Here is a 22,050-nt window from a genome sequence, read left to right as displayed (position 1 = left end):
TACGCTCACTTCCGATCAGAATAAGTATCACGAAATTTCGGCGGTTCGCATACCGAAGGATAGTAAGTCAGGCTCGATGCCCGACCTTCTGCGCGATTCCGTCGCCGAGCAGGTTGAAGCCGAGAATCGAAAATCCGATCGCGAGTCCCGGCGCCGTCGTGAGATGCGGCGCGACGAGCAGGAACGCGCGGCCGGCGTCGAGCATGTTGCCCCAAGTGGGAGTGGGCGGGAGCGCGCCGAGGCCGAGGAACGAAAGCGCGGCTTCGGCCCCGATTATTCCGCCGACTCCGAATGTCGCCTGCACCGCGAGTGGTCCGACGACTCCGGGTAGAATGTGGCGCATCAGCAGTCGCGACCGGCCGGCGCCGAGAGTTTCTGCCGCGAGCACATACTCGCGCTCGCGCAAAGTCAGCACTTCGCCGCGGACGATGCGCGCGTAGCCAGTCCATCCCATTGCGGTCAGCGCAATCACGAGATCGATCAGCCCCGGACCGAGAATGGCGGCCAGCGCTATCGCGAGCAGGATTCCGGGAAACGCGAGGACGATATCCACGCCGCGCATTATGAGATTGTCGATTCGACCGCCCGACAGCGCCGCGGTAGCGCCAATCAGGCTGCCGACAACTAGCGAGATCGCAACCACGACGGTGGAAATCGAGAGTGAAAGACGCGCGCCCGACAGGATTCGGGCAAGAATGTCACGGCCGAGGGCGTCGCAGCCAAACGGATGCGCACGGCTGGGTCCGGCGAGAATGTTTGCAAGATCGATCGAGAGAGGATCGGTGCGAAACACTATCGGACCGAAAATTGCTGCCGCGACGGTCGCGACGACAATAGTCACTCCAATAGCCAGTGACGGATTGCGGAAGAATGATTTCACGAGATTCTTACTCGCGGATCGACCATCGCATAGACCAGATCAGTCGCCATGTTCACGACGACGTAAGTCATCGCGAAGGTGAGGACGCATCCCTCGACGACGGGATAGTCGCGCGCACCGATCGCGGTAATCAGCAGGCGGCCGATTCCGGGCCATGAGAAGATTATTTCGGTGATGAGCGTGCCGCTCAGCAGCGCGCCCATCTGAAGCCCGATGATCGTCACGACGGAGGTGAGCGCGTTCTTGAGGCCGTGGCGAAAAAGGGCGGCCCGCGCGCTCAACCCCTTGCTGAGAGCGGTGCGCATGTAGTCGCTCTCGCGCACGCGAATCAGGCTCTGGCGCAGCATCCGCGCGAGAATCGCGGCGAGCGCGGTGCCAAGAGTGACCGCGGGCAAGACAAGATGAGAGATTCCTCCGCGGCCGGTTAGCGGCAGCCAGCGCAGATCCAGAGAAAACAAAATCATGAGCAGCGGACCGAGGTAGATGTGCGGAACCGAAATGCCGACGATCGCAAATCCCATTGCGCCGAGGTCGCCGGCGCCGCCCGGATTCGAACCCGCGATTAGTCCCAGCGGGAATGCCAGCAGTATCGCGACGAGCATTCCCGCGGCGGCGAGTTCGATTGTTGCGGGGAAGCGTTCGGCAATGAGGCGCGCGACGGGCTTGCGATACGAAATCGACACGCCGAGATCGCCGACAGCGAGTCCGCCGAAATAGGCCGCGTATTGTGCCAGCATAGGACGGTCGAGGCCGAGCTGACGGCGCATCCCGACAATGTCGGCGGGCGCGGCGGTTTCGCCGAGCATCGCGATCACGGGATCGCCGGGCACCAGGTGGATGATCGCGAAGGTCAGCGTCGCGACACCAATCGCTACGGGTACCAGCGCGAGCAGGCGTCGCATCAGATGATTGATCACTGGATCGATGCGACGGGTTCTCCGCCGCCGCCGTGGGGTGCAGCGAGCTTAAGCGTCGCGAGCGAGCGGAGGCTGCCGTTGGGATACGCCTCGAAGCCGACCAGTCGTCGATTCATCACGGCTACGTTGTCGACCCACCACAGCGACACATACGGCAGATCTTCGGCAGCCAGTTGCTGTACCTGCGCGTAAATTTTCTTCCGGGCCTCAGGATCGAGGTTAGTTTTTCCCGCCTCGACAAGACGGTCCATCTCAGGATTCGAATAGTATCCGCGGTTCTCACCGTGCGCAGGCGTCTTCTTCGAATCAAATACTCTGTAGTATTGGTTCGGATCGTTTATGCCGACCCACTGCAACGACGTGATATCGAAGTTCCCGGCCTGAATGTCGGCATAGTAGGTGGCAAACTCGAGCGTTCGTATAGTCAGTTCGATACCCATTCGCTGAAGCATCGCTTGAAAGATTTCGCCAATGCGCGCGCCTTCGGCAGAGGTCTTGAATTCGAATCGAAGCCCGCGCATACCATCTTTGCCGGCAGGATAGCCTGCTTGATCGAGAAGTTGACGCGCTTTTTCAGGATCGTAAGAATAGCTAGTGACGTTGCCTTGGTATGCCCAACTCTCCGGCGAGAGCATGCCAGTGGCTATTCGGCCATCACCCAATAATACGGAACTGACTATTGCATTGCGATCGATCGCGTAGGCGATCGCTCGCCGCACGCGCAGATCGCGCAGTCGTGGATTTCGAAAATTGAAACTCAGGTAGCGATAGGTAGTTCCGGGAGTCTTGCTGATCTCAATCGACTGATGCGCAGCAAGCCACGGCAGGACGTCGTTCTGGATATTGTTCCCCGAGAAATCGCAAACCCCTTCTGCCAGTTCGAGCGCGCGCACTGTGGGGTCGGGTACGATCTTGAAAAAGATCGACTCGACGCCGCCGGGCGGATGCGGATAGTACGGATTGCGCTCGAGCCGGATGGCTTCGTCGCGCGAGTAGGCGACCATCTTAAAAGGTCCACTACCGACAGGCGCGGCACTGCTTCCTTGCGCAGGCAGCGGGGTCCCGAGCGGCACGATACCTTCAGTCGCTATTTCGACCGCGGGCGCATATGGATGCGCCACCGTAATGACGACAGTGTAATCGTCGGGCGCTTCGATTGATTTCAATTCCTCGAGGCTGGCGCGCTTCGGCGACATCGATTCGGGAGCGAGTATCGAATTGTAAGTGAACAGCACATCGCGTGCTGTAAGTTCCCGGCCGTCGCTGAAGCGCACTCCGTGATTGAGGTGATAGACGGTCGTCGTCGGGGAGGGATGCTCAATGCTTTGGGCAAGTCGACCGACGAACTGGCCGTTGCGATCGTTCCTAACCAGAGAATCGAAAATCAGTTCATTGACGCGTGAGGACATCGCGTCAGTGCCAAAACGCGGGTCGGCCGAGGTCGGCGAGGTTTCAATATCAACCTGGATCGTCCCGGGAGTGCAATCGTTACGACGATGATCGCATCCCGCGAGCGCGACGAGCGCCGCAGTAATCTGCGCGAGCAATAACAGCCGCTGGGTTGTCTTCCGCGTCCACACAGTTGGCGCGATAATAACATGACGATGAGCAAAAATTGGCGCGACAAGATTGGCTTGCGGCAGGGCGACCTGACGGAAGCGGACGTTGACGCGATCGTGAACGCGGCGAACAACGGCCTGATGCTGGGCGGCGGCGTCGCGGGCGCGATTCGCGTCAAGGGCGGCCCGGCGATTCAACAGGAGTGCGACAAGATAGGTACGATCCCTCTCGGCGAGGCCGCGATCACGGGCGCAGGACGGCTGCGTGCGCGGCATGTGATTCACGCGGCCAGCATGCGGCTGGGAGAATCCACGTCGGAAGCGAAATTACGCGCGGCGACTCGCAACTCACTCATGCGCGCCAATGAGAACTCGCTCAAGACGATCGCGTTTCCCGCGATCGGCACGGGTATCGCAGGTTTTCCGATCGAGCGATGCGGGCAGGTGATGCTCGAGGAAGCTCGCGCGCATCTCAGCGGTCAAACGACCCTGGAGCGGGTGGAATTTGTGCTGTACGATCGCCGTTCGCTGGAGGTCTTCGAGCGAGTGCTCGCCGAGATGAAATAGCTAGTGCGCGGCCATGCCGCCGGCGGGTTGTGCGCGACGCAATAGTAAGAAGGTCGGAATCAGAATCATCATTACAATAGCCAGTGTGCGGTAGATGTCGTTGAACGACAGCATCATCGCTTGCCGCTGAATCATCCCATACACCATTCCGAGCCCTTGCTTCTGGCCAGTGAGCATTTGCGGCATATAGTCAAAGCTGCGCGCGCCGGGAGTGAGCCGCGCCGCATCGCTCATCTTCCATGCGTCAAAAACAGTGAAGTGCGCGACCAGGTACGACTGATGCGTCTGCTCGTGATTCACGAGCACCGTCGTCATGTACGAAATGCCGATCGCCGCGCCCGTGTTGCGCATCATGTTGTAGAGGCTCGCGGCGTAGCCGACGCGCTCGCGGCTGACGCATGAAAGCGTGGTGGCTGACAGGGTAGGGAAGATCATGCCCATCCCGACTCCCATGACGAGGCTGGGCCAGGTCACAGTCCACGTGCCGACGTCAGTGTTCCATCCCGCCATCTGCCACAGCGCAATTGCCATGATGACGAAGCCGACGCCGATCAGCGGGCGCGTGTCGTAACGGTAGCGCGCAAGTTGTCCTACGATCAGCATCGCCGCCATCGTGCCGAGCCCTCGAGGAGCGAGCACCAGGCCGGCCTTCCACGCGCTGTATCCCATGACTTCCTGCAGAAAAATCGGATTCAGTAGACCCGTTCCGAACAACGCGAAACTCATCGCGACCATCAGCATTACCGACATCGTGAAGACGGGAATTCCGAGGATTGAGAGATCGAGGATCGGTTCCGGCGTGCGCAATTCGTTGATCGTGAGACCGATGATGCAGAACGCGGCGAAAATCGTACACCAGACCACCCACGGCGAGCTGAACCAATCGGCGCGCTGTCCGCGATCGAGCACGAGTTGCGCGAGTCCGAGCCCGACGACGAGCAGTATGATCCCGGTGTAGTCGGTCTTGCCGCCCTTGGCGCGGCGGGTGCGCAGGTAAGCGGGGTCGTGCACGAAGGTCCAGACCATCAGGAACGCCGCGGCGCCAATCGGCAGGTTGATGTAAAAATTCCAGCGCCAGTTCCAATTATCGGTGATCCATCCGCCGAGCGTCGGACCCATGATCGGCGCGACCATCAGGCCCATGCCCCAGGTCGCCATCGCGAGCTGCTGCTCGTTGGGCGGGAACGTTTCCATCAAGATGGCCTGCGACGACGGGACCATCGCAGCGCCAGCCGCGCCCTGTATCAATCGAAAGACGACCATCTGATCCAGAGATTGAGCTGCGCCGCAGAGTCCCGATGCGGCGACGAAAACAGCGACCGACATCAGGAAGTAGCGCTTGCGGCCGAAGCGCGACGAGATCCACCCCGTCATCGGAATCATGATGCCGTTGGCGACCAGGTAGCTGGTGAGCACCCACGCGATCTCGTCGACGCTCGCGGAAAAGCTGCCTTGCATATGCGGCAGCGCGACGTTGACGATCGACGTGTCGAGGACTTCGAGCGTCGTGCCAAGCATCACGGCCAGCGCGATCAGCCACTTGTGGCTGGAGGATCCATACTCGGGAAAGTCGGTTCCAATCGGGGTCGAGGTTGCGACTGCCAAAACGTTCGTCCGCGCGGCGTACTTATTTCAGATTAGACTCGATGGATTTCCGATGATACCGCGAAAACGAATTCGACACCCCGTGTTCATCACGTCGTAACGCGCGTAGAGTTTTATGGTCATTGGGTGAGTGCGCGAATTTTTAGCCGCGCTGGTGCGGATGTGGGGCAACATGGATGACATCGAGCGCCTGGGACGTTACCTTCTAACGATGCGGCTGGGCGCTATCGACGTCGGATCCAACTCCGTACATATGATCGTGGCCGACGTTAGCCGTGAGGGCCATCTCGAGGTCGTCGATCGCGTCAAGGAGATGGTGCGGCTGGGCAGGCGCTCGTTCACGACCGGACGCCTCACGACCGAGTCGATGGATCTCGCGGTGCGCGCATTGATGAATTTCAAGCGGCTGCTGCGAGTGCGCCGCGTCGTCCGTCTGCGCGCGGTCGCGACCAGCGCGGTGCGCGAAGCGCGCAATCGGACCGAGTTCATTCGCCGCATCAAGCGCGAAACCGGCCTCACTGTTGAAGTGATCTCCGGACTCGACGAGGCGCGCCTGATCTTCCAGGCTGCTCGTCATGCGCTCGGCCTCGACGGCGGACCTCATCTGCTGGTCGACGTCGGCGGCGGCAGCGTGGAATTGGTGCTGGTGCGCGACGGCAAGCCGCTGTGGATGCGCAGTGTGAAGCTGGGAGCCGCGCGTCTGGCCGAGCGGTTTCTCGTCGACGATCCGCCGACGCGCGATCAGTTGAGCAAGCTCGACAGGCATCTCGAGCGCGTGATCGGCCCACTGATGCGGAAGGCGCGGCGCGCAGGCGTGATCCGCGCAATCGGAACTTCGGGGACGATCAATACCCTGGTGGCGATGGCGCGATCGTCGCGCGGCGAGGAGCTGGGCAGATTGCATGGCGCGAGCGCGTCGGCCGGCGAGATTTCCGAACTGTCGCGCGACCTGGTTGAGGCCAACGCTGCGCTGCGGGTCGATCTCCCCGGGATGGACGCCAAGCGCGTAGACCTGATGCCCGCGGCCGCGACGCTGGTCAACTTTATTCTGAAGAATTCCGGAGCGCCCGAGCTTATCGCATGCACCTGGGCGCTGCGCGAGGGCGTGCTGCTCGGGCTCGCGCGCAAGATCGACTCGCGTTCCGCCGCCGACGCGCGACGCCGATCGGTGAACGCTCTCGCTGCAAGATTCACCGGTACCAACGAGCATGGCAAACAGGTGGCGAAGCTTGCGCTGAAGCTGTTCGACGCGACCGCGCCGGTTTTGGGGCTGCCCAAGTCCTCGCGAGAACTCCTTGAATTCGGGGCTTTGCTGCACGACATAGGCCATGCGATTGATCATGACCGGCATAATCGCCATTCTTACTACCTGATTAAGAATGCGGAGCTGTTCGGCTTCGACACTGACGAAATCGAGGTCATCGCGCAGGCGGCTCGCGGGCATCGCAAGCAGGCCCCGAAACTCGATTCGCCGGATTTGAAATCGCTCAGCCCTGCCAAGCGCCGTGTGATCAGGGGCCTCGCCGCGATTTTGCGTGTCGCTGATGCGCTGGATCGAAGCCACTTCGGTGTGGTTAAGAATATCGAGGTCAGATATTCACCGGGTCGAGTGATCGTCGGAGTCGATTCGAAGCGCGAAAAGGCCGACCTCGAACTATGGACATGCGAGAGAAGGACCGACTTGTTATCGAGACTGCTGGATCGCCAGGTGGTCCTGCAACGCTAGAGCTGCCGGCCAACGGCCACGCTACTTCATCCTCGAACGGCGCCAATCCCGTAACTCGCACCGCGCCCAAGACTCTGCTCGAAACTCCGCATCCTTATAAGGGCCGCCTGATCTGCGTCGAGGGAATCGACGGCTCGGGAAAATCGACGCAACTGTTGCTGCTCGAACGATGGCTGCGGGCGCGCGGCTACCCTGTCCATTTTACCGAGTGGAATTCGTCGCGGCTGGTGCGGCGTTCGATGCAGCGCGGCAAGAAAAAGAATCTGCTGACGCCGACGACCTTTTCGCTGCTGCACGCAGTCGATTTTGCCGATCGGCTGACCTACCAGATCCTGCCGCCGCTGAAGGCCGGCATGATCGTGCTCGCCGATCGTTATGTTTACACCGCCTTTGCGCGCGATGTCGCACGCGGTGTGCACCCCGATTGGGTCCGTGCGGTTTACAGTCCGGCACTGCGGCCAGACCTGACACTTTATTTCCGTGTGCCCATCGACATTTCTCTCGAGCGCCTGCTGTCGGGACGCGCCAAGCTCAAATACCATGAGGCCGGCATGGACGTTGGTCTCTCGGCCGATCCGGTCGAGAGCTTCCGGATGTTCCAGAGCCGGGTGCTCGAAATTTACGATCGATTGACGACCGAATTCGGGATGCGCCCGATCGACGCGACTGCTGAAATCCCCAATCAACAGAAGGTCGTGCGTACGATGGTCCAGGAAATTCTCAACGACTACGATCTCACGCGAGCCAACGGAAAAAGCGGAAAAAATGGGGCCACCTCGCAGCCGCGCTAAATCCTGGTACGGGCATGGCCTGCCGTACGTCGCGAAAAAGCGCCTGCCCGGCCATTTGATCGCGATCGAAGGAACCGACGGCGTCGGACGCTCCGCGCAAATCGAGTTGCTGCGCCCGTGGCTAGAGCTTGAAGGTTATGCCGTCAGCAACACCGGTTGGACCCGCTCGCCGCTGCTCTCCGAGACTATCAACGAGGCCAAGGCGGGGCATCAGCTCACAGTCACGACCTTCTCGCTGCTCTACGCCGCGGACTTTGCCGATCGCCTCGAGCACGAAATCCTGCCGGCGCTGCAGGCGGGCTTCATCGTGATCGCCGATCGCTACATGTACACCGCGTTCGCGCGCAACTCGGTGATGGGCGCCGACCCGGACTGGACGCGCGAGGTCTTCGGCATGGCGCTGGTGCCCGACCTCGTCCTCTACCTCGACATCGACGTCGAATCTCTCATCCCGCGCGTCATAATGGGCAAGGGGATGGACTACTGGGAGTCCGGGATGCACCTCGCGCTCGGCACGGACCTGTTCGATTCGTTCGAGCACTACCAGGGCCGGCTGATAGAGGAGTACCGGCGATTGTCCAGCGAGTTCGGCTTCGTCTCCGTCGATGCGCGCATGCCAGTCGAGGAAGTTCAGAACGAGCTCAGAAAACACATCGCCGAATATTTGTCGCACTCAAATAGCAAGCCTCATCCCGATTCGGCCGAGAACGCGGTATCGACACGCAAGGAATAGCCACGGTGATAGATGAGTCGCGCTCCGATGCGCCGCCGCGCAGGGTAACGCTTTCTCCCGGGGAAACAGTGGCAGACGCCGCGCGCAAAGCGATCGCGTCAGGGCTTGAATCCCTGCTACGGCATCACAGCGCGGCGGAGTCTGGAGAAGCGGAGCCGCTGCATCAACTGCGCGTCGCCACGCGGCGACTGCGCGCCACGATCGAGTTGTTCTCGAGTGTCATCTACGCAGCGCAGCTCAAAATTTTCCGGCGCGACCTTCCGTGGATTGGCAGTATGGCCGGCGGCGCCCGCGAATGCGACGTGACATCGACCTTGATCACCGCTCGCGCCACCAAACTCGATCCCGCTCTGAAAGACGCGATCGCGCCGATGATCGCGGCGCTCGGCGAAGGGCGTAAGTCCGAGCGCGCCAAGCTGGATGAGCTGCTAGCGTCGAAGCGTTATCGGAGTTTGCTCGCGAAGCTGGCACGGCCGGCAATTAAAAAAATCGGCGCCGACCGCAGGCTCGGCATCGTCGCCGCTCAATTGGTCCGCCCGGCTTCGCGCGGCGCATCTCGTCTGGGTGGAAAACTCGCGGCTGACGCTCCGGATCCGGTTTTCCATAAGCTCCGGGTTCGCATCAAGCGGCTGCGTTACGAACTCGAGATGATTACGCCATTGGGCGCCAAGCGCCACCGAAAAACCCTCAAGCGACTCGAGGAGTTGCAGGAACTACTCGGGACGTATCACGACATCTCGGTCGCATCCGCATGGTTGCTGTCGTATGCGGAGACGTCCTCGGCGCCACCCAAAACGATGCTAGCAGCCGGTGCATTAATCCAGTCGCTGAGCAGCCGCGAAAGTAAATTGCGCCGGCAGTGCATGCGAGCGTGGCGGCGGTTCGAGCGCTCCGACGCGATGCATGACACGCTCGAGGAAATTCGGCGTGCCGGAAGATTGGCGCTGAAGCCCGTCAGCTCGCCTGTCCCGATGCCGGAAAAAACTGAAAAAAGCGAGTCCGATCCGCCGAATCATCCGCCCGTCGAGGACCCGCACCTCGAAGACGCGGCGGACTCCAATCACCATGCGACGAACTCGCACTCGGTTACGGAATCAAATCCATGATGCTCTATATTTTGCGTCATGCGACCGCCGAAGAGGCCGCTTCGAGCGGCGACGACGGCGCGCGCAAGCTGACAGAACGTTCGAAGGAAAAGATGCGCGGAGCCGCATCGGGCCTGCGCGCGATGGGTCTGAAGTTCGACGTAATTCTAACCAGCCCGCTCGCGCGCGCGGCCGAAACCGCTGAGATCGTGTCATCCGCCTACGAGAACATTCCGCCGCCACAGGTCCTCCCCGCGCTCGCGACGGGAGTTGCCGCGACCGACGCGGTGAACGCGCTGCGCGCATTTTCAAAGCATGAGGACGTGATGATCGTGGGTCACGAGCCGCAACTCAGCGCTGTCGCGTCGATTCTACTGACCGGTTCAAGCGACGTCGCGCATCTGAAGCTGAAAACCGGCGGATGCATCGCGATCGACCTTCCGGCCCGCTTCGAACGCGGCGGCGGCGAGCTCCGCTGGATGCTAACCCATCGCCAACTACGCACAATGCGCAAATAATTCGGCTCTAACTTCACTTACTCCCAAATCGCCTTCACTGGAACTTTCTCCGGGGCAGCGCCCTGAGTTCCGATAGCGCGCTCCGGAAATTTGTCAGCCAGCCAAATCTCTCCCGGCGTGAGCTTGGTGACGACGCCTGCGGGCCTGACCTGGTCGCGAATGTGAATCGCGCACGACCATCGCGCGGGCTCTCCGTTTATTGCCGGCAACGTCCCAGTCATCGCCTCGCAGATGGAATTGTCTGCCAGCCGAAATATCCACGGCTCCGCTTTCCGTGGATGCGAGGACTTGGGCAGCGGCTTCGTCAGCTTCAGGACAAAGCCGTCGGTCTTCAGCGCGGGATCGGCGCCGCAGACGAGTTGGTCGTGATTTGCCGGGATCGTGAAACATGGATCGCTGATGCCGTTATCAACCATGCATCGCCACGCGCCGCTTCGGGTGACGGCGATCGATTCCGTCCAGCACATCCCTTCGCGCACGTCGCCGCTCGTGACCGCAGGCATGAACCGAATCACGCTCGTCTGCGACACAACCAAAGGACTGACCGGCACCTGCGCCCGCGCGGAGGCTGCGCAGAGCATCAGCACGAAGCTGGCTAGAAGCGATTTGCCTTTCATCAATCTACGGCCATAGCAGCAGCAAGTTGGGGAAGGGCTGCATGCCGGAATGATGCGCCCGGTGATCACGCATCCGCAACCTCGGTCAGTTCTATTGTGATTCAAGCAGCCATCTCGCTATTCGCTCGCCGACGACCAGTGCCGGAAGATTAGTGTTGGCGCGAGGAATCACGGGCATGATCGACGCGTCGGCGACGTAAGCGTTGTCGAGTCCGTGGATTCTTCCGCGCGCATCGACCACCGCGGATCGATCGGTCGCCGGCCCCATCCTGCACGTGCCCACCGGATGGTAGTAGTGCAGGCAATTGGACCTGACGAATGCCTCAGTCTCGGCGCGTGTCTGACCTGAGCCGCCCAATGAAATCTCACTACCCAGAAGAGGTGACAGCGCAGGCCTCAAGGCTATCTCGCGGGCCAGCGCTACCCCGTCCGCGAGCACTCGCAAATCTTCGTCGCCGGGATCGGACAAGTAGCGATGGTCAATGATCGGCGCCGCTGCAATGTCCGCGCTCATAATCCTGAGCGCGCCCCGCGACCGTGGCGTCAGGCACGCCACTTCGAGGGTCCATCGCCAGCCGGTTGGAGTTGTTAGGTCTCGTCCGCCAACCGGATAGATGTGCAGATCAAACGCCTGCGCACATCGTGAAGATCGCGCCTTGGCGATCGTCTGCTCCTCGGGCATCCAATGATCGCGCGCAAACTCTCCCATCATCTCTTCGAGTTCGCGCGTTCCCGCGTAGCTAATCGAAACGCGCGGATGGTCATGCAGATTGCGACCGACGCCCGGCAAATCATGCGTCGGCGCGATGCCCGCGGCGTGAAGCTCGGAGGGATTGCCGATACCTGAGCGAAGCAGAATCGCAGGAGAGCCATAGGTTCCCGCAGCCACGATCACGCGGCCCGCTTCGATGCGGACCGGGCCGTCACGTCCAGCTACGACGACGGCGTTCACTCGTCCTGACCTGATTTCGAGGTGGTCGCATGCCGAGTTGCCGACGATCGTCAGGTTCGATCGCTCGCGGACCGGATCGAGATACGCGAACGCGGTGTTCCAACGGACGCCGTTGACGATATTCGCCGGACTCGGCGCCATACCGAGGTTCTCATCGAGATTGTTAAGGTCAGCGACGCGCGGGATTCCGGCATCGGCCGCGGCGTCCATTGCTATGCGCTGGAAAGGAGTGACCTCGCCCGGCTCAGGAATTCGAACTCGAAGGCGCTCGGAGGCATCGCGGAACAGTGGACGCAGTTCGTCCGTGGACCATCCCGGATTTCCGAGCGCGGCCCACCCGTCGTAATCGACGCTGCTGCCCCAGATAGCCGCGCATCCGTTATGCGACGAGCATCCACCAATCACCCGCGCGCGCTCGAAGCTGATAACGCGCGATGCGGACTGGTCCCCGCTGTTGTACCCCCAGTCGTGCGTGACCGGGATCGCGCCAGCGTCGATAAGTTCCGCGGGCCATCGTCCGTCGGCGAACGAACCATAATCCGGACCGGCTTCGAGCAGCAGCACCGTCTGTTCCGAATGCTCGGCGAGCAGACCCGCGACCGCTGCTCCCGAAGTGCCGCCACCAATAACGACGGTATCGGCGAACTTCGGAAGTTGGACACCTGCTCGAGAGCGATTTTGTTTTGGCGTCATCTGATTCAGATCAGAAAATCGGCAGCTTGATTCCTGCCGTGACCATCGCGCCGCTCGCAACACCCATCAGCGCCTCGCCCGCCACCAGACCGGCCGCGAGCAGGATACCGGGGCCGCTCTCGGCTTCATCCTGCGATCCAAAAAGCGAATGAGCCAGTGCGCCGACAAAAATCGCGACGCTGAGTCCGAACGGAAGGTAGAGACCGATCGCGGCGGGCATGATGGGCGTGCGCCACTTCGATCCAATCCGTTCCAGGTAGCGATCGCTGAATCCGAGAATCGCCGCGAGTGCCGCGCCCGCCGCGATCGTCCCGAGCGGCAATCCGCCATGGAAAACTCCCTGCGTCACTTTCGCCATCAGGAATGCTTGCGGTGCGGCGAGAGCGCCAGCCCGCGCGGTCGCAGTGCCTGCGATTCCGTAGCCGGCGATCAGCAGGTTCAGAACCGGCGCCATCACGAACGATGACGCAATCGCGCCGACCAACACTCCGATTTCGAGCGAGCGCGGCGTCGCGCCAACGTGAAAACCGGTCGCGAGATCGTGCGTCGAGTCACCCGCCATCGCGGCCGCGGTGCACACGATCGCGCCCGAGAGAATCGCCAGCTGCGGCCCGACGCTTTGCGACACGCCTACCAATTTCAGAAACAGCGCAACGGCGAGCAATACGATCACCGTCACGCCCGAAACCGGATTGTTCGACGCGCCGACTATTCCGGTCAGGTAGCCCGCGATCGCCGTCGCGAAGAAACAGATCAGCGTCAGCAATACTGCAAGCGCAGCACTGAGCGCGATTTGTCCGCTCAGCCCGAGGCAGATGGCGAAGATAACCGGCACGCAAAGCGCCACCGCGGTCAGCACGGCGCGCGCCGAGAGATCGGTGTCCTCGCGCGCCGTCGCGACGGCTTGCGTCGCGCGCACGACGCGGATGCTGTCGGCGATCGCGGACGCGATTCGCGTGCGCAACTTCCACAGCGTCACGACTCCTCCCGTGAGCATCGCGCCTACGCCGAGATAGCGCACCTGTCCGCTCCACAGTTGCGACGCGGTCGTCGCGGCGTCTCCGGTTCCGTTTCCGTGATGAAACGTGGTGAGCAGGGGAATCGCGACCAGCCATGCGAATGCGCCTCCGGCGAACACCAGCGCGGCGATCCTGATTCCTATGATGTAGCCGACGCCGAGCAGCGCCGCCGAAATGTCGAGCGACCCCGCGACCGCCGCGCCACCGACCCATCGTGCGCCCGACACCGCGCCGGGGATAATTCCTGCCACGTCCTGAAGCGCTTTCAGAGCTGCCGAGATCAATCCTCCGATCACCAGCGGCCGAACGTTGGCCTGCGCATCACCGGCGCGGAGCACCTGCGCACACGCGACGCCTTCGGGAAACGGCAGCCGCTCCTCGACGATGTATGCACGGCGCAGAAACACAACGAGTAGCGCGCCCATCGTCGCGCCCACGACGCAAAGCGCCGTCACCTCGACGTACGGCAGCGTTCTGACGCCGCCAAGAATCACCAGGGCAGGGAACGTGAAGATCGCGCCGGCCGCGACCGCCTCGCCCGCCGACGCAATCGTCTGCACCACGTTGTTCTCGAGAATCGTCGAGCCGCCGAGAATCCGCAGTATCGCCATCGAAATGACGGCGGCTGGAATGCTCGCGGACACGGTCAGCCCCGCATACAAACCGAGATAGGCATTCGCCGCCCCAAGGATCAGTGCGAGCGCAATGCCAAGCAAGACGCTCCGCGGCGTCAGCTCGCGGATCGCCGGTGTAGATACTAAAAAAGAAGGATCGTCGCGCTGCACGGCAACACTATATGGCATCAAGCGGCGGCGAGTGCACCCATGTCATCCTGAGGAAGCGAGCATCGCGAGCGGCACGAAGGATCTCGGACAGCTTCGCGCCATGCGAAGCCGGTTCCGGTTTCTTATTCGCGCGCTTCGCGCGCTCCACTCGCTAGCTGTTCTTCGACTCTTGGAGCTTTGGGTAGTCCACTGGCTTGCCGGCTTGCTTCCAGCCCTCGATGCCGTCGCTCATCACGCTAACGTCGCTGTAACCTGCGGCTTCCGCCCGACGGGCGGCTTCATGCGACGCCGTTCAATGCAAGTCGGCGCAGTAGAAGACCAGCTTCGCGTTTTTCGCAGGCGGCAACTCCTTTTCGACATCGTATTTGTCGTCGCTGGTGAGAAGATGCGCACCGGGAATCACGCCGGCGGTCGAGCGCAGGCCCCATCCGTTCGCGTCATAGATATTAACGTGCGAGTTCGGATCGGCCATCAGCGAAGCAAGCTTGTCGACGCGGATAACCGCGAACTTGTCCGGCTCTTTGGGCTTGTTGTTGAGCAGCGATCCGATATCGAACGCGAACGCCGACGCCGTCGAAAAAAGAATCGCGCCAACGATCGCTGAAACGATCGACCGGCGCGTGCGCAAATGCATACTCATATTTCCAAGCGTACCAAACAGATGGACGGCATCAAAGAATGAAATTTTTCGATCAACCGCTACTACACCCCGTCAAATACTCGCGCCCAATCGTCTAGCGCGGACTCGCTTCCAGGCACGAGCTGAATCACGAACTGGTTGAAGCCGCCATCGCGAAGCGCGCGGATTCTTTCACGCAGTTCGGTCGCGGTCGCGGTGAAGGTGGTCGCAGCGATGAATTCCGGGGTGAGGAATTTCTCCTCTTCGGGCCGCACCCCAATCAGGTGCATCTTGTGCATTTGCAGATAGCGGGCGTCGGCGGGCTCGTACGTCGCATACTGCTTGCGATAGGCGTCGAGCACCGGCGCAATTTCAGGTGACAGTTGCAAGCCCAGGCTCGCCTCGACCAGGCCGTGCAGGAACACCACCGACATGGGACCCGCTTGCGCCTTTGCGCGCGGGCTGGCGGCAGATTCGCCATCGGCCAGCACGCATCCGAGAGCAAACGCAGTGCGGTAAAGACTCTCGGCCGCGCGACCTGACTCGCGGCACGATTTCGCCAGCTCGCCGGCCTCGTGCAGCGCGCGCGGAACCTGAGCGCTGAAAGTCATCCATCCGTCGGCGATCTCCGCCGTCAGCTTGCGCGCCTTTGGCGCGAAGGCCGAGATATGGAGCGGTATTCGATCGCTTATGTTGATCATTCCCGCCTCGGGATTGAGAAATCGAATCTTGTGCCGCGCACCCTCGGTTTCCCACTCCACTGTCTCGCCCGCCAGCAGCCTGCGCACCACGCGCAAGTACTCGCGCAGCTCAGACAGGCGCATCGGGCCGAGGCCCATCGTGTTGCGAGCAGTGAAACCGGTGCCGACGCCAAAAATAATTCTTCCCGGCGCAAGTTTATTCAGCGATGCGAGCGCGTTCGCGGCAACCGGCGCGATCCGGTTGGTTGGGACCATCACACCCATGCCGAGCTTGATCTTCGAGGTCTTGTCAGCTGCCAGAGCCATCGTGACGAGGATATCCGGGACCAGCATCTGCGAATCGTAGAACCACGCATGGCTGAAACCCAGTTCCTCGGCACGCTTGACCGTCTTCCAGGCGTCGACGTTTGAAGCTAACGCGATTCCAAAATCCATCGTCTTTCACCTCGAATGGCTTGTCGCGATCAATATTAAGCCGCGAATGATTCGGCATCATTATCATTTCCGGGACGCTAAAATCCGCGTATCTTCCCAGTTTATCAAGCTGGATGGCAATCGAGCCAAGAGGAACAGAGCAAAGATGAAACTATACGAGCATCCGTTTTCGCCGTACGTGCAGAAAATCAAAATCGCGCTCTACGAAAAGAACGTCGCGTTCGAAGTCGAAGTCCCCGACGCATTCAGCGGCGCGCCTACCCAATTCGGCAAGACCAACCCGCGGCTCGAAGTGCCTGCGCTGGTCGATGACGGTTTTGCGATTTTCGATTCGACCATCATCCTCGACTATATCGAGGAGACATGGCCTGCGCCCGCGCTGCTGCCGTCTTTGCCGCGCGAACGTGCGCGCGTGCGGATGATCGAAGACGTGTGCGACACGTATTACGAGGCAATAAATTGGGGCCTGATGGAAGTGCTCGCATGGAAGCGCGTGACGGGTGACGCCGCAAAGCAGCTTAAAGCGAAAGCGTCCGAGCAAACGGCCGGCGTGTTCGCATGGCTCGAGCGCGAACTCGGTGCGGCGAATTATTTCAACGGCGCGTCATTCGGCTACGGCGACTTGAGCGTTTATCCGCACGTGCGCGGCTCGATAGTGTGGGGCAATCCGCCGAAAGCCGGAACGCGCCTCGCCGCATGGACCGCTCGCGTCGAAGAGCGTCCGAGTGTTCGCAAGACGATCGAAGCGGCGCAGCAGTTCACCGACTCGATGGATATTCTGCCGCAGATGCTCGAGTCAGGGGCCTTTGCGCGCCAGTACCGCGACCATCGCCTCGAATGGATGATCCGCAGCGGTGGCGTCGACGTGGTTCTTGCTGGTTTGGCGAAGAAGACGATTCGGTTCTCGAGCGAAGTATCCTAGCCGCCGGCAGCGCGCGACGAGGACACGAGTCCCGAAATGTCGCGGACGATCTCGCCGCGCTCGATTGGTATGCATTCGGCAGGAAACTCGCGCGTGATGCGATGGCCCGCGTCCACCAGTGCGCCGATGAAACGATCGAGATGGCTCATCGCGCGCGGCAGGATGTCGTGCATCACGACCAGCGTATGCGCTTGCGTCGAAGCGTCGCGAAGCGCGCGGTCGACCCACGCATCCTGATCGATCCAATCCTCCGGCACGCAATTCCACAGGACGCAGGTGTAGCGATTAGCGACCAGGTGATCGACGGCGGCACGGCTCAGCAGATGCGGCCCAATTTTGCCGCCGCCGCCGAATGGACGAAACAGTTTAGGGCTCTCAGCAAGGGCGCCGATCAACTGCTCGGTCTTCGCGATTTCGGAATCGACCGCATCCGTTTTCGGATCATCGCCCAATGGTATGCGATGGGTGTACGAATGATTGCCGATTCGATGCCCCTCGGCTGACGCACGTTGCGCCAGCTTCATCCGCTCCGGCGATGCGAGATTTTTCCCGAGCACGAAGAACGATGCCTTCACGCCGCGCCGCGCGAGCACGTCGAGCACCATCGGCGTCACCGCCGGATCAGGCCCGTTGTCGAACGAGAGTGCGACGTCACCCATAACCGTGCTGCTACTTGGCCGCTGTGAACCTGAACGAGTCGCCGTTCTTCGAGATCTTCCCCGCCGACGGCGTCGCGAAATGTGTCCCGAACACGACGACGTTGGTGTCCGCATATTTCTCGCAGAATGCCCGCCGCGTCTTCTTCGCCATCGCGCCGTCGGAATCGAAAGCGTCGTCCCATTCAGGATAACGGCACTGAATCGGGTGATGCATCAGGTCGCCGGTGATGATCGCATCCTGTCCCTTCGATGAAATCCGCACGCTGTGATGGCCGGGCGTGTGTCCGGGCGTCGGCTCGAGCCACACTTCGTCGGTGATGCGAAAGTTGGAATCGACCAGGTCGGCAACGCCCGCCTCGACTACCGGCCGCACCGAATCCTCGACCGGATCGCGCATGTCCTTGCCGTCGAACGTCGAGAAGAAATCCCACTCGGTGCCGCCGATCAGATAGCGCGCGTTGGGGAACGTCGGTACCCATTTTCCATTCTTTAGCGTCGTGTTCCATCCGACGTGATCGACGTGCAGATGCGTGCATACGACGCGATCGATCTTGTCAGTCGCGTGTCCCGCTTTCTCCAGATCGCTCAGGAACGGCAGCTTGAGATTGCTCCACACCGGGTTCGAGCGGACCTTGTCGTTGCCGATGCAGGTATCGACGATTATGCGCTTGCCTTGCGACTCGACGATCAGCGCGTGGATGCTCATGCGCAGCTTGCCCTTCTCGTCGGAAAAAATCGGATAGAGCCAGTCCGCTTCCTTCTTGACGTTTTCGGGAGTGGCATCCTGCATGATAAAGGTGCCCGGCCATGGCGACTCGCTCTCGATGATCCGGGTTATCTTGACGTCGCCGACTTTGAACTGGTTCATCGCAGTCCTCCTGTCCTTCTCGGAGCCAACTTAGCCCGAATTTTGTAAATTCGCCAAGCGTGAACTTTTGCTGCGAACTGAGGTATAGCTACTCGCGTACCAAGAACGAACACGCTCAGCGGAGGAATCGCGATGGCAGAGATTCGTGGCGAAGGCCCGCAGAAAGATATCGACGAGATCATGCGCCTGCACAATCTTTGGGTGACGGCGAATCGCACCGGCAGCATCCCGATGATGCGCGACGCGTTCGTCGGCGGCGACAAGTTCTTCGGATGGAACCTCAACGGCTTTTCTTACGGCGCAATCGAAGAATGGGCGACGCTGTGGGAATGGCTCGCAAAATTCAAAGCAAAAGCGACGCTGGGTGAGGATGAAGATGTGCGTGTGCACGTCCGCGGTGACATGGGATGGCTGTCAAGCAGCGCGCCGTTCACGATCACACTCGAAGACGGCCAGCCTTTGCCGGGAAGCGGCAAGTTCCGCGGCACCGAGGTCTACGTGCGCGAGGACGACAAGGGCAAGCCGGTCTGGAAGATGTGGCATTGCCACTATTCATGGTGCGCGCAAGGCCCGCGGATGGCGTTCGAGAACGAGGCGTAGGGCGATGGCCAAGGTTCGCGAATTCGGCGTCGGTGTCGAGAATCTGCATTCGCGCGAGTTCGTCGTGCAGGCCAAGCGCGCCGAAGATGCGGGCTTCGGCACGTTCTGGGTGCCTGAAGATCCCTTCTATCGCGGCGCGTTCACGGTAGCGTCGGCGATCGCCTGCGGCACCTCGAAGATCAAGATCGGCCTCGGCATCGTGAATCCCTATTTGCGGCATCCTGCGCTCACCGCGATGGAGTTCGCGGCGCTCGACGAACTCGCGGATGGGCGCGCGATTCTCGGGATCGGCGCCGGTCTGAAGGATTGGATCGAGGGCCGGCTGAAGATTCCCTACAAAATGCCGACCTCCGCGATGCGCGAGACGGTCGAGATCGTCCGGCGATTCTTTCGCGGCGAGGAGCTTTCTTTCGCTGGCCGCGTCTTCAATGCAGAGCGGGTCAAATTGAGTTTCAAACCGGCGCGATCCGAAATCCCGATCTACCTGGGAATACTCGGCCCCAAGAATTGCGAACTGACCGGCGAAGTTGCCGACGGTCTGCTGCTCAGCATCATGTCGTCGCCGGCCTACGTCAGATTCGCGCTCGAGCATGCGCGGCAGGGGCTCAAGAAGTCGGGGCGCAGCGAAAGCAACTTCAACGTCGCCGCGTATATCTTCTCGTCGATTTCGGAGGACGAGCGCGCCGCGCGTGATCGTCTGCGGCCCATCGTTGCGACCATGGTTTCGCTGATGGCGCCGCAGCCGAACACGCCGCTCTTCTCCGCCGCGGGTTTGCCGGCCGAGACGATCGTCAAATTCGGCGAGAGTTTTGCACGGGGCAAGCTTCCCGTCGACATGGTGACGGACGACATGCTCGATACCTTCACGATCGCCGGCAGCCCCGCGCGATGCCGCGAGAACCTGGCGCGCCTTATCGAAGCCGGAGTCACGGCGCCAGTATTTTTCGAAGTGCCGGGCGTGCCACCACAACAGACGATGGACGACGTGCATCGGCATCTTTTACCGTACTTCACCTGAGAGAGGATTCGACGATGGCATTCGAAGTTCCCAGCGCAGAAGAACTGAAGCGAATCGCGCGCGCGAACCATATCGATCTGACCAACGATGAACTCGCGGCGCTCCAGGGCATGATGCCCGGGCAGATGGCGATCTTTGAGAAAATCGACGCGATCGAAATGGCTCCGCATGAGTCAGTTACGCGTTATCGCGATCGCAAGGCGGGCGTGCGCCCGTCGCCCAAGGACGATCCGCTCAACGCAATCGTCACGCGATGCGTTGTCAAGGGCGCGGCGAGCGGTCCGCTCAAGGGCAAGCGTGTCGGAGTGAAGGACAGCGTATGCGTGGCTGGAATTCCCGCGAGCGGCGGATCTTCGGTGCTGAAGGGTCACGTGGCCGCGAGCGACGCAACCATCGTGACGCGGATGCTCGACGCGGGCGCGGAAATCGTCGCGACGCTGAACATGGACGACTTCGCGCTATCGGGCGACGGCCGCACCAGCTTTTTTGGACCGTCGCGCAATCCGCACAACCCGGAATACTGCGCGGGCGGCTCGTCATGCGGATCGGCGGCGGCGTTGTACTACGACGATATCGATCTGACTATCGGCACCGACCAGGGCGGTTCGATCAGAATTCCCGCGTCGTGGTCGGGCGTCGTCGGCATCAAGCCGACCTACGGTCTGGTGCCTTACACGGGCGTGATGAGTATCGACCCGACCCTGGACCATGTCGGCCCGATGGCGCGCAGCGTGAGCGACGTCGCGATGCTGCTCGAAGTGATCGCGGGCAAGGACCGCCTCGATCCTCGCCAGCGCGAGGTCACAACCGCGCCGTATCGCGAGGCGCTCGGCAAGTCGGTCGACGGAATCAAGCTGGGCGTTGTGCGCGAGGGCTTTGCCCATGCCGGCGCCGAGGCCGACGTGAATGCTGCGGTGAATCGCGCGGTCGCGGCGCTCGGCAAGCTCGGCGCGCGCGCGACCGAGATTTCGATTCCGGCGCATCGCGACGCCTCCGATTTGCTATACGCGATTGTGCCCGAGGGAATGGCGATGCTGGCGCGGACCAATCTGCACGGGACGCATCACACGGGTGCGTACATGCCGGAACTCGCCGCGCATTTCGGCCAGCACTTTCCGGAGCGCGCGAACGACGTAGCGCTAACCGTCAAGTTCATGCTGCTGTTCGGCGACCTGATGCGCGAGCGCTATCACGGAAAATATTATGCAAAGGTGCAGAGCTATCGGCCGGTGCTGACCGCGAAATACGACGCAGCGCTCGCCGAGTACGACGTGCTCGTGATGCCGTCGACGCCGATGAAGGCGCATCGCCTCGACGAGCGCGCGCCCTATTCGATGATCACCAACACCGCGCCGTTCGACATCACCGGCCATCCCGCGATCAGTGTCCCGTGCGCAAAGTCCAACGGGCTGCCGGTCGGCTTGATGATCGTGGGGCGCCATTTCGAGGACTCGAGGCCGCTGAAGATTGCGTATGCCTACGAGCAGAGCGTCGATTGGCTGAGGCAGTAGAAATGGAACTGGCAAAGCGATTCGTCGACGTCGGAATTTTCACCAATCGGCTGGACGAGATGCGCGCCTTTTACAGCGAACGAATCAGATTGCCTTACGAGGAGTTGCTGCCGGTCGGCGGCGGCGTCAGGCAATATCGTTACGGACTGCTAGGCTCTGTGCTCAAGATAAATCACTCGCGCGATCTTCTTCCCGCGCGAATCGCGGGCGGCTACCGAATGCTTTCGATCTCCGATCCGCGCACTCCCATGCCGCTCCCGATGCAGGACC

General features: G+C 61.3%; 21 protein-coding genes and 1 pseudogene. 11 read left to right on the top strand and 11 right to left on the bottom strand.

Features of this window, described 5'->3' with window-relative positions; all coding sequences use genetic code 11:
- Positions 1-67 precede the first annotated feature (67 nt).
- From WB650_RS13465 to WB650_RS13455, 3 genes are read right to left on the bottom strand one after another with little or no spacing between them, the layout of a single operon-like run.
- On the bottom strand, positions 68-880 hold the full coding sequence (locus WB650_RS13465) for an ABC transporter permease (RefSeq protein WP_422303672.1): 813 nt from the start codon (positions 878-880) through the stop codon (positions 68-70).
- Positions 877-1,797, bottom strand: coding sequence for an ABC transporter permease (locus WB650_RS13460; RefSeq protein ID WP_422303671.1), 921 nt, complete (start codon positions 1,795-1,797; stop codon positions 877-879). Before WB650_RS13460 ends, WB650_RS13465 begins: the two co-directional genes overlap by 4 nt.
- The gene (locus WB650_RS13455) at positions 1,794-3,377 is read right to left on the bottom strand and encodes an ABC transporter substrate-binding protein (protein ID WP_422303670.1); all 1,584 of its coding nucleotides are present in this window, start codon (positions 3,375-3,377) and stop codon (positions 1,794-1,796) included. Before WB650_RS13455 ends, WB650_RS13460 begins: the two co-directional genes overlap by 4 nt.
- 24 nt (positions 3,378-3,401) lie before the next feature.
- Between WB650_RS13455 and WB650_RS13450 the strand changes: the two genes are divergently transcribed.
- Complete coding sequence (locus WB650_RS13450) at positions 3,402-3,923, top strand: macro domain-containing protein (protein ID WP_422303669.1); 522 nt, start codon at positions 3,402-3,404, stop codon at positions 3,921-3,923.
- Here WB650_RS13450 and WB650_RS13445 read toward each other — a convergent pair whose 3' ends face one another.
- Positions 3,924-5,528 carry a DHA2 family efflux MFS transporter permease subunit gene (locus tag WB650_RS13445; protein WP_422303668.1) on the bottom strand — a complete coding sequence of 535 codons (1,605 nt, stop codon included), beginning with the start codon at positions 5,526-5,528 and terminating at the stop codon, positions 3,924-3,926.
- Between the two features lie 130 nt (positions 5,529-5,658).
- On the opposite strand from WB650_RS13445, the gene WB650_RS13440 reads away from it, so the two are divergent.
- The 5 genes from WB650_RS13440 to sixA all read left to right on the top strand — a co-directional run bounded on the left by WB650_RS13440 (position 5,659) and on the right by sixA (position 10,381).
- Positions 5,659-7,254 (top strand): HD domain-containing protein, encoded by a 1,596-nt coding sequence (locus WB650_RS13440; RefSeq protein WP_422303667.1) that lies wholly within the window; start codon positions 5,659-5,661, stop codon positions 7,252-7,254.
- The gene (locus tag WB650_RS13435) at positions 7,191-8,045 is read left to right on the top strand and encodes a dTMP kinase (protein ID WP_422303666.1); all 855 of its coding nucleotides are present in this window, start codon (positions 7,191-7,193) and stop codon (positions 8,043-8,045) included. Before WB650_RS13440 ends, WB650_RS13435 begins: the two co-directional genes overlap by 64 nt.
- Positions 8,020-8,778, top strand: coding sequence for a dTMP kinase (locus tag WB650_RS13430; RefSeq protein ID WP_422303665.1), 759 nt, complete (start codon positions 8,020-8,022; stop codon positions 8,776-8,778). Before WB650_RS13435 ends, WB650_RS13430 begins: the two co-directional genes overlap by 26 nt.
- A 68-nt stretch (positions 8,779-8,846) precedes the next feature.
- The gene (locus WB650_RS13425) at positions 8,847-9,884 is read left to right on the top strand and encodes a CHAD domain-containing protein (protein WP_422303664.1); all 1,038 of its coding nucleotides are present in this window, start codon (positions 8,847-8,849) and stop codon (positions 9,882-9,884) included.
- Positions 9,881-10,381, top strand: coding sequence for a phosphohistidine phosphatase SixA (gene sixA / locus WB650_RS13420; protein WP_422303663.1), 501 nt, complete (start codon positions 9,881-9,883; stop codon positions 10,379-10,381). The genes WB650_RS13425 and sixA overlap by 4 nt, the downstream gene beginning before the upstream one ends.
- A gap of 17 nt (positions 10,382-10,398) precedes the next feature.
- Here the strand turns inward: sixA and WB650_RS13415 are convergent, their stop codons facing one another.
- From WB650_RS13415 to WB650_RS13395, 5 genes are all read right to left on the bottom strand, one after another.
- Positions 10,399-10,998, bottom strand: a complete 600-nt coding sequence (locus WB650_RS13415) for a hypothetical protein (protein ID WP_422303662.1) — start codon at positions 10,996-10,998, stop codon at positions 10,399-10,401.
- 91 nt (positions 10,999-11,089) lie between these two features.
- Entirely contained in the window at positions 11,090-12,643 is a 1,554-nt protein-coding gene (locus tag WB650_RS13410) for a GMC family oxidoreductase (protein WP_422303661.1), read from the bottom strand.
- 10 nt (positions 12,644-12,653) lie between these two features.
- On the bottom strand, positions 12,654-14,465 hold the full coding sequence (locus WB650_RS13405) for an OPT family oligopeptide transporter (RefSeq protein WP_422303660.1): 1,812 nt from the start codon (positions 14,463-14,465) through the stop codon (positions 12,654-12,656).
- A gap of 274 nt (positions 14,466-14,739) precedes the next feature.
- Positions 14,740-15,081, bottom strand: a complete 342-nt coding sequence (locus tag WB650_RS13400; RefSeq protein ID WP_423960811.1) for a hypothetical protein — start codon at positions 15,079-15,081, stop codon at positions 14,740-14,742.
- Between the two features lie 68 nt (positions 15,082-15,149).
- Positions 15,150-16,202, bottom strand: a complete 1,053-nt coding sequence (locus WB650_RS13395; RefSeq protein ID WP_422303658.1) for an LLM class flavin-dependent oxidoreductase — start codon at positions 16,200-16,202, stop codon at positions 15,150-15,152.
- A gap of 145 nt (positions 16,203-16,347) precedes the next feature.
- Here WB650_RS13395 and WB650_RS13390 point away from each other — a divergent pair, with 145 nt between their 5' ends.
- The gene (locus WB650_RS13390; RefSeq protein WP_422303657.1) at positions 16,348-17,124 is read left to right on the top strand and encodes a glutathione S-transferase family protein; all 777 of its coding nucleotides are present in this window, start codon (positions 16,348-16,350) and stop codon (positions 17,122-17,124) included.
- Here WB650_RS13390 and WB650_RS13385 read toward each other — a convergent pair.
- Positions 17,121-17,783 carry a polysaccharide deacetylase family protein gene (locus WB650_RS13385; RefSeq protein WP_422303656.1) on the bottom strand — a complete coding sequence of 221 codons (663 nt, stop codon included), beginning with the start codon at positions 17,781-17,783 and terminating at the stop codon, positions 17,121-17,123. The genes WB650_RS13390 and WB650_RS13385 overlap by 4 nt on opposite strands.
- A 10-nt stretch (positions 17,784-17,793) precedes the next feature.
- The gene (locus tag WB650_RS13380) at positions 17,794-18,651 is read right to left on the bottom strand and encodes an MBL fold metallo-hydrolase (protein WP_422303655.1); all 858 of its coding nucleotides are present in this window, start codon (positions 18,649-18,651) and stop codon (positions 17,794-17,796) included.
- A gap of 132 nt (positions 18,652-18,783) precedes the next feature.
- On the opposite strand from WB650_RS13380, the gene WB650_RS13375 reads away from it, so the two are divergent.
- The 4 genes and pseudogenes from WB650_RS13375 to WB650_RS13360 all read left to right on the top strand — a co-directional run.
- Entirely contained in the window at positions 18,784-19,251 is a 468-nt protein-coding gene (locus WB650_RS13375) for a YybH family protein (protein ID WP_423960808.1), read from the top strand.
- Between the two features lie 4 nt (positions 19,252-19,255).
- Positions 19,256-20,269: an LLM class flavin-dependent oxidoreductase gene (locus WB650_RS13370; protein ID WP_422303653.1), complete on the top strand. Its 1,014-nt coding sequence runs from the start codon at positions 19,256-19,258 to the stop codon at positions 20,267-20,269.
- A 14-nt stretch (positions 20,270-20,283) separates the two neighbouring features.
- A complete protein-coding gene (locus tag WB650_RS13365; RefSeq protein WP_422303652.1) occupies positions 20,284-21,780 on the top strand; it encodes an amidase in 1,497 nt (498 codons plus the stop codon).
- 2 nt (positions 21,781-21,782) lie between these two features.
- A pseudogene (locus WB650_RS13360) lies at positions 21,783-22,050 on the top strand (hypothetical protein); the annotation flags it as partial.

The sequence above is a fragment of the Binatus sp. (SeqCode) genome (assembly GCF_049584895.1).
GTDB lineage: Bacteria > Desulfobacterota > Binatia > Binatales > Binataceae > Binatus.
The sequence above is the reverse complement of the archived record's forward strand: the minus strand, read 5'-3'. Positions and strand labels throughout refer to the sequence as shown.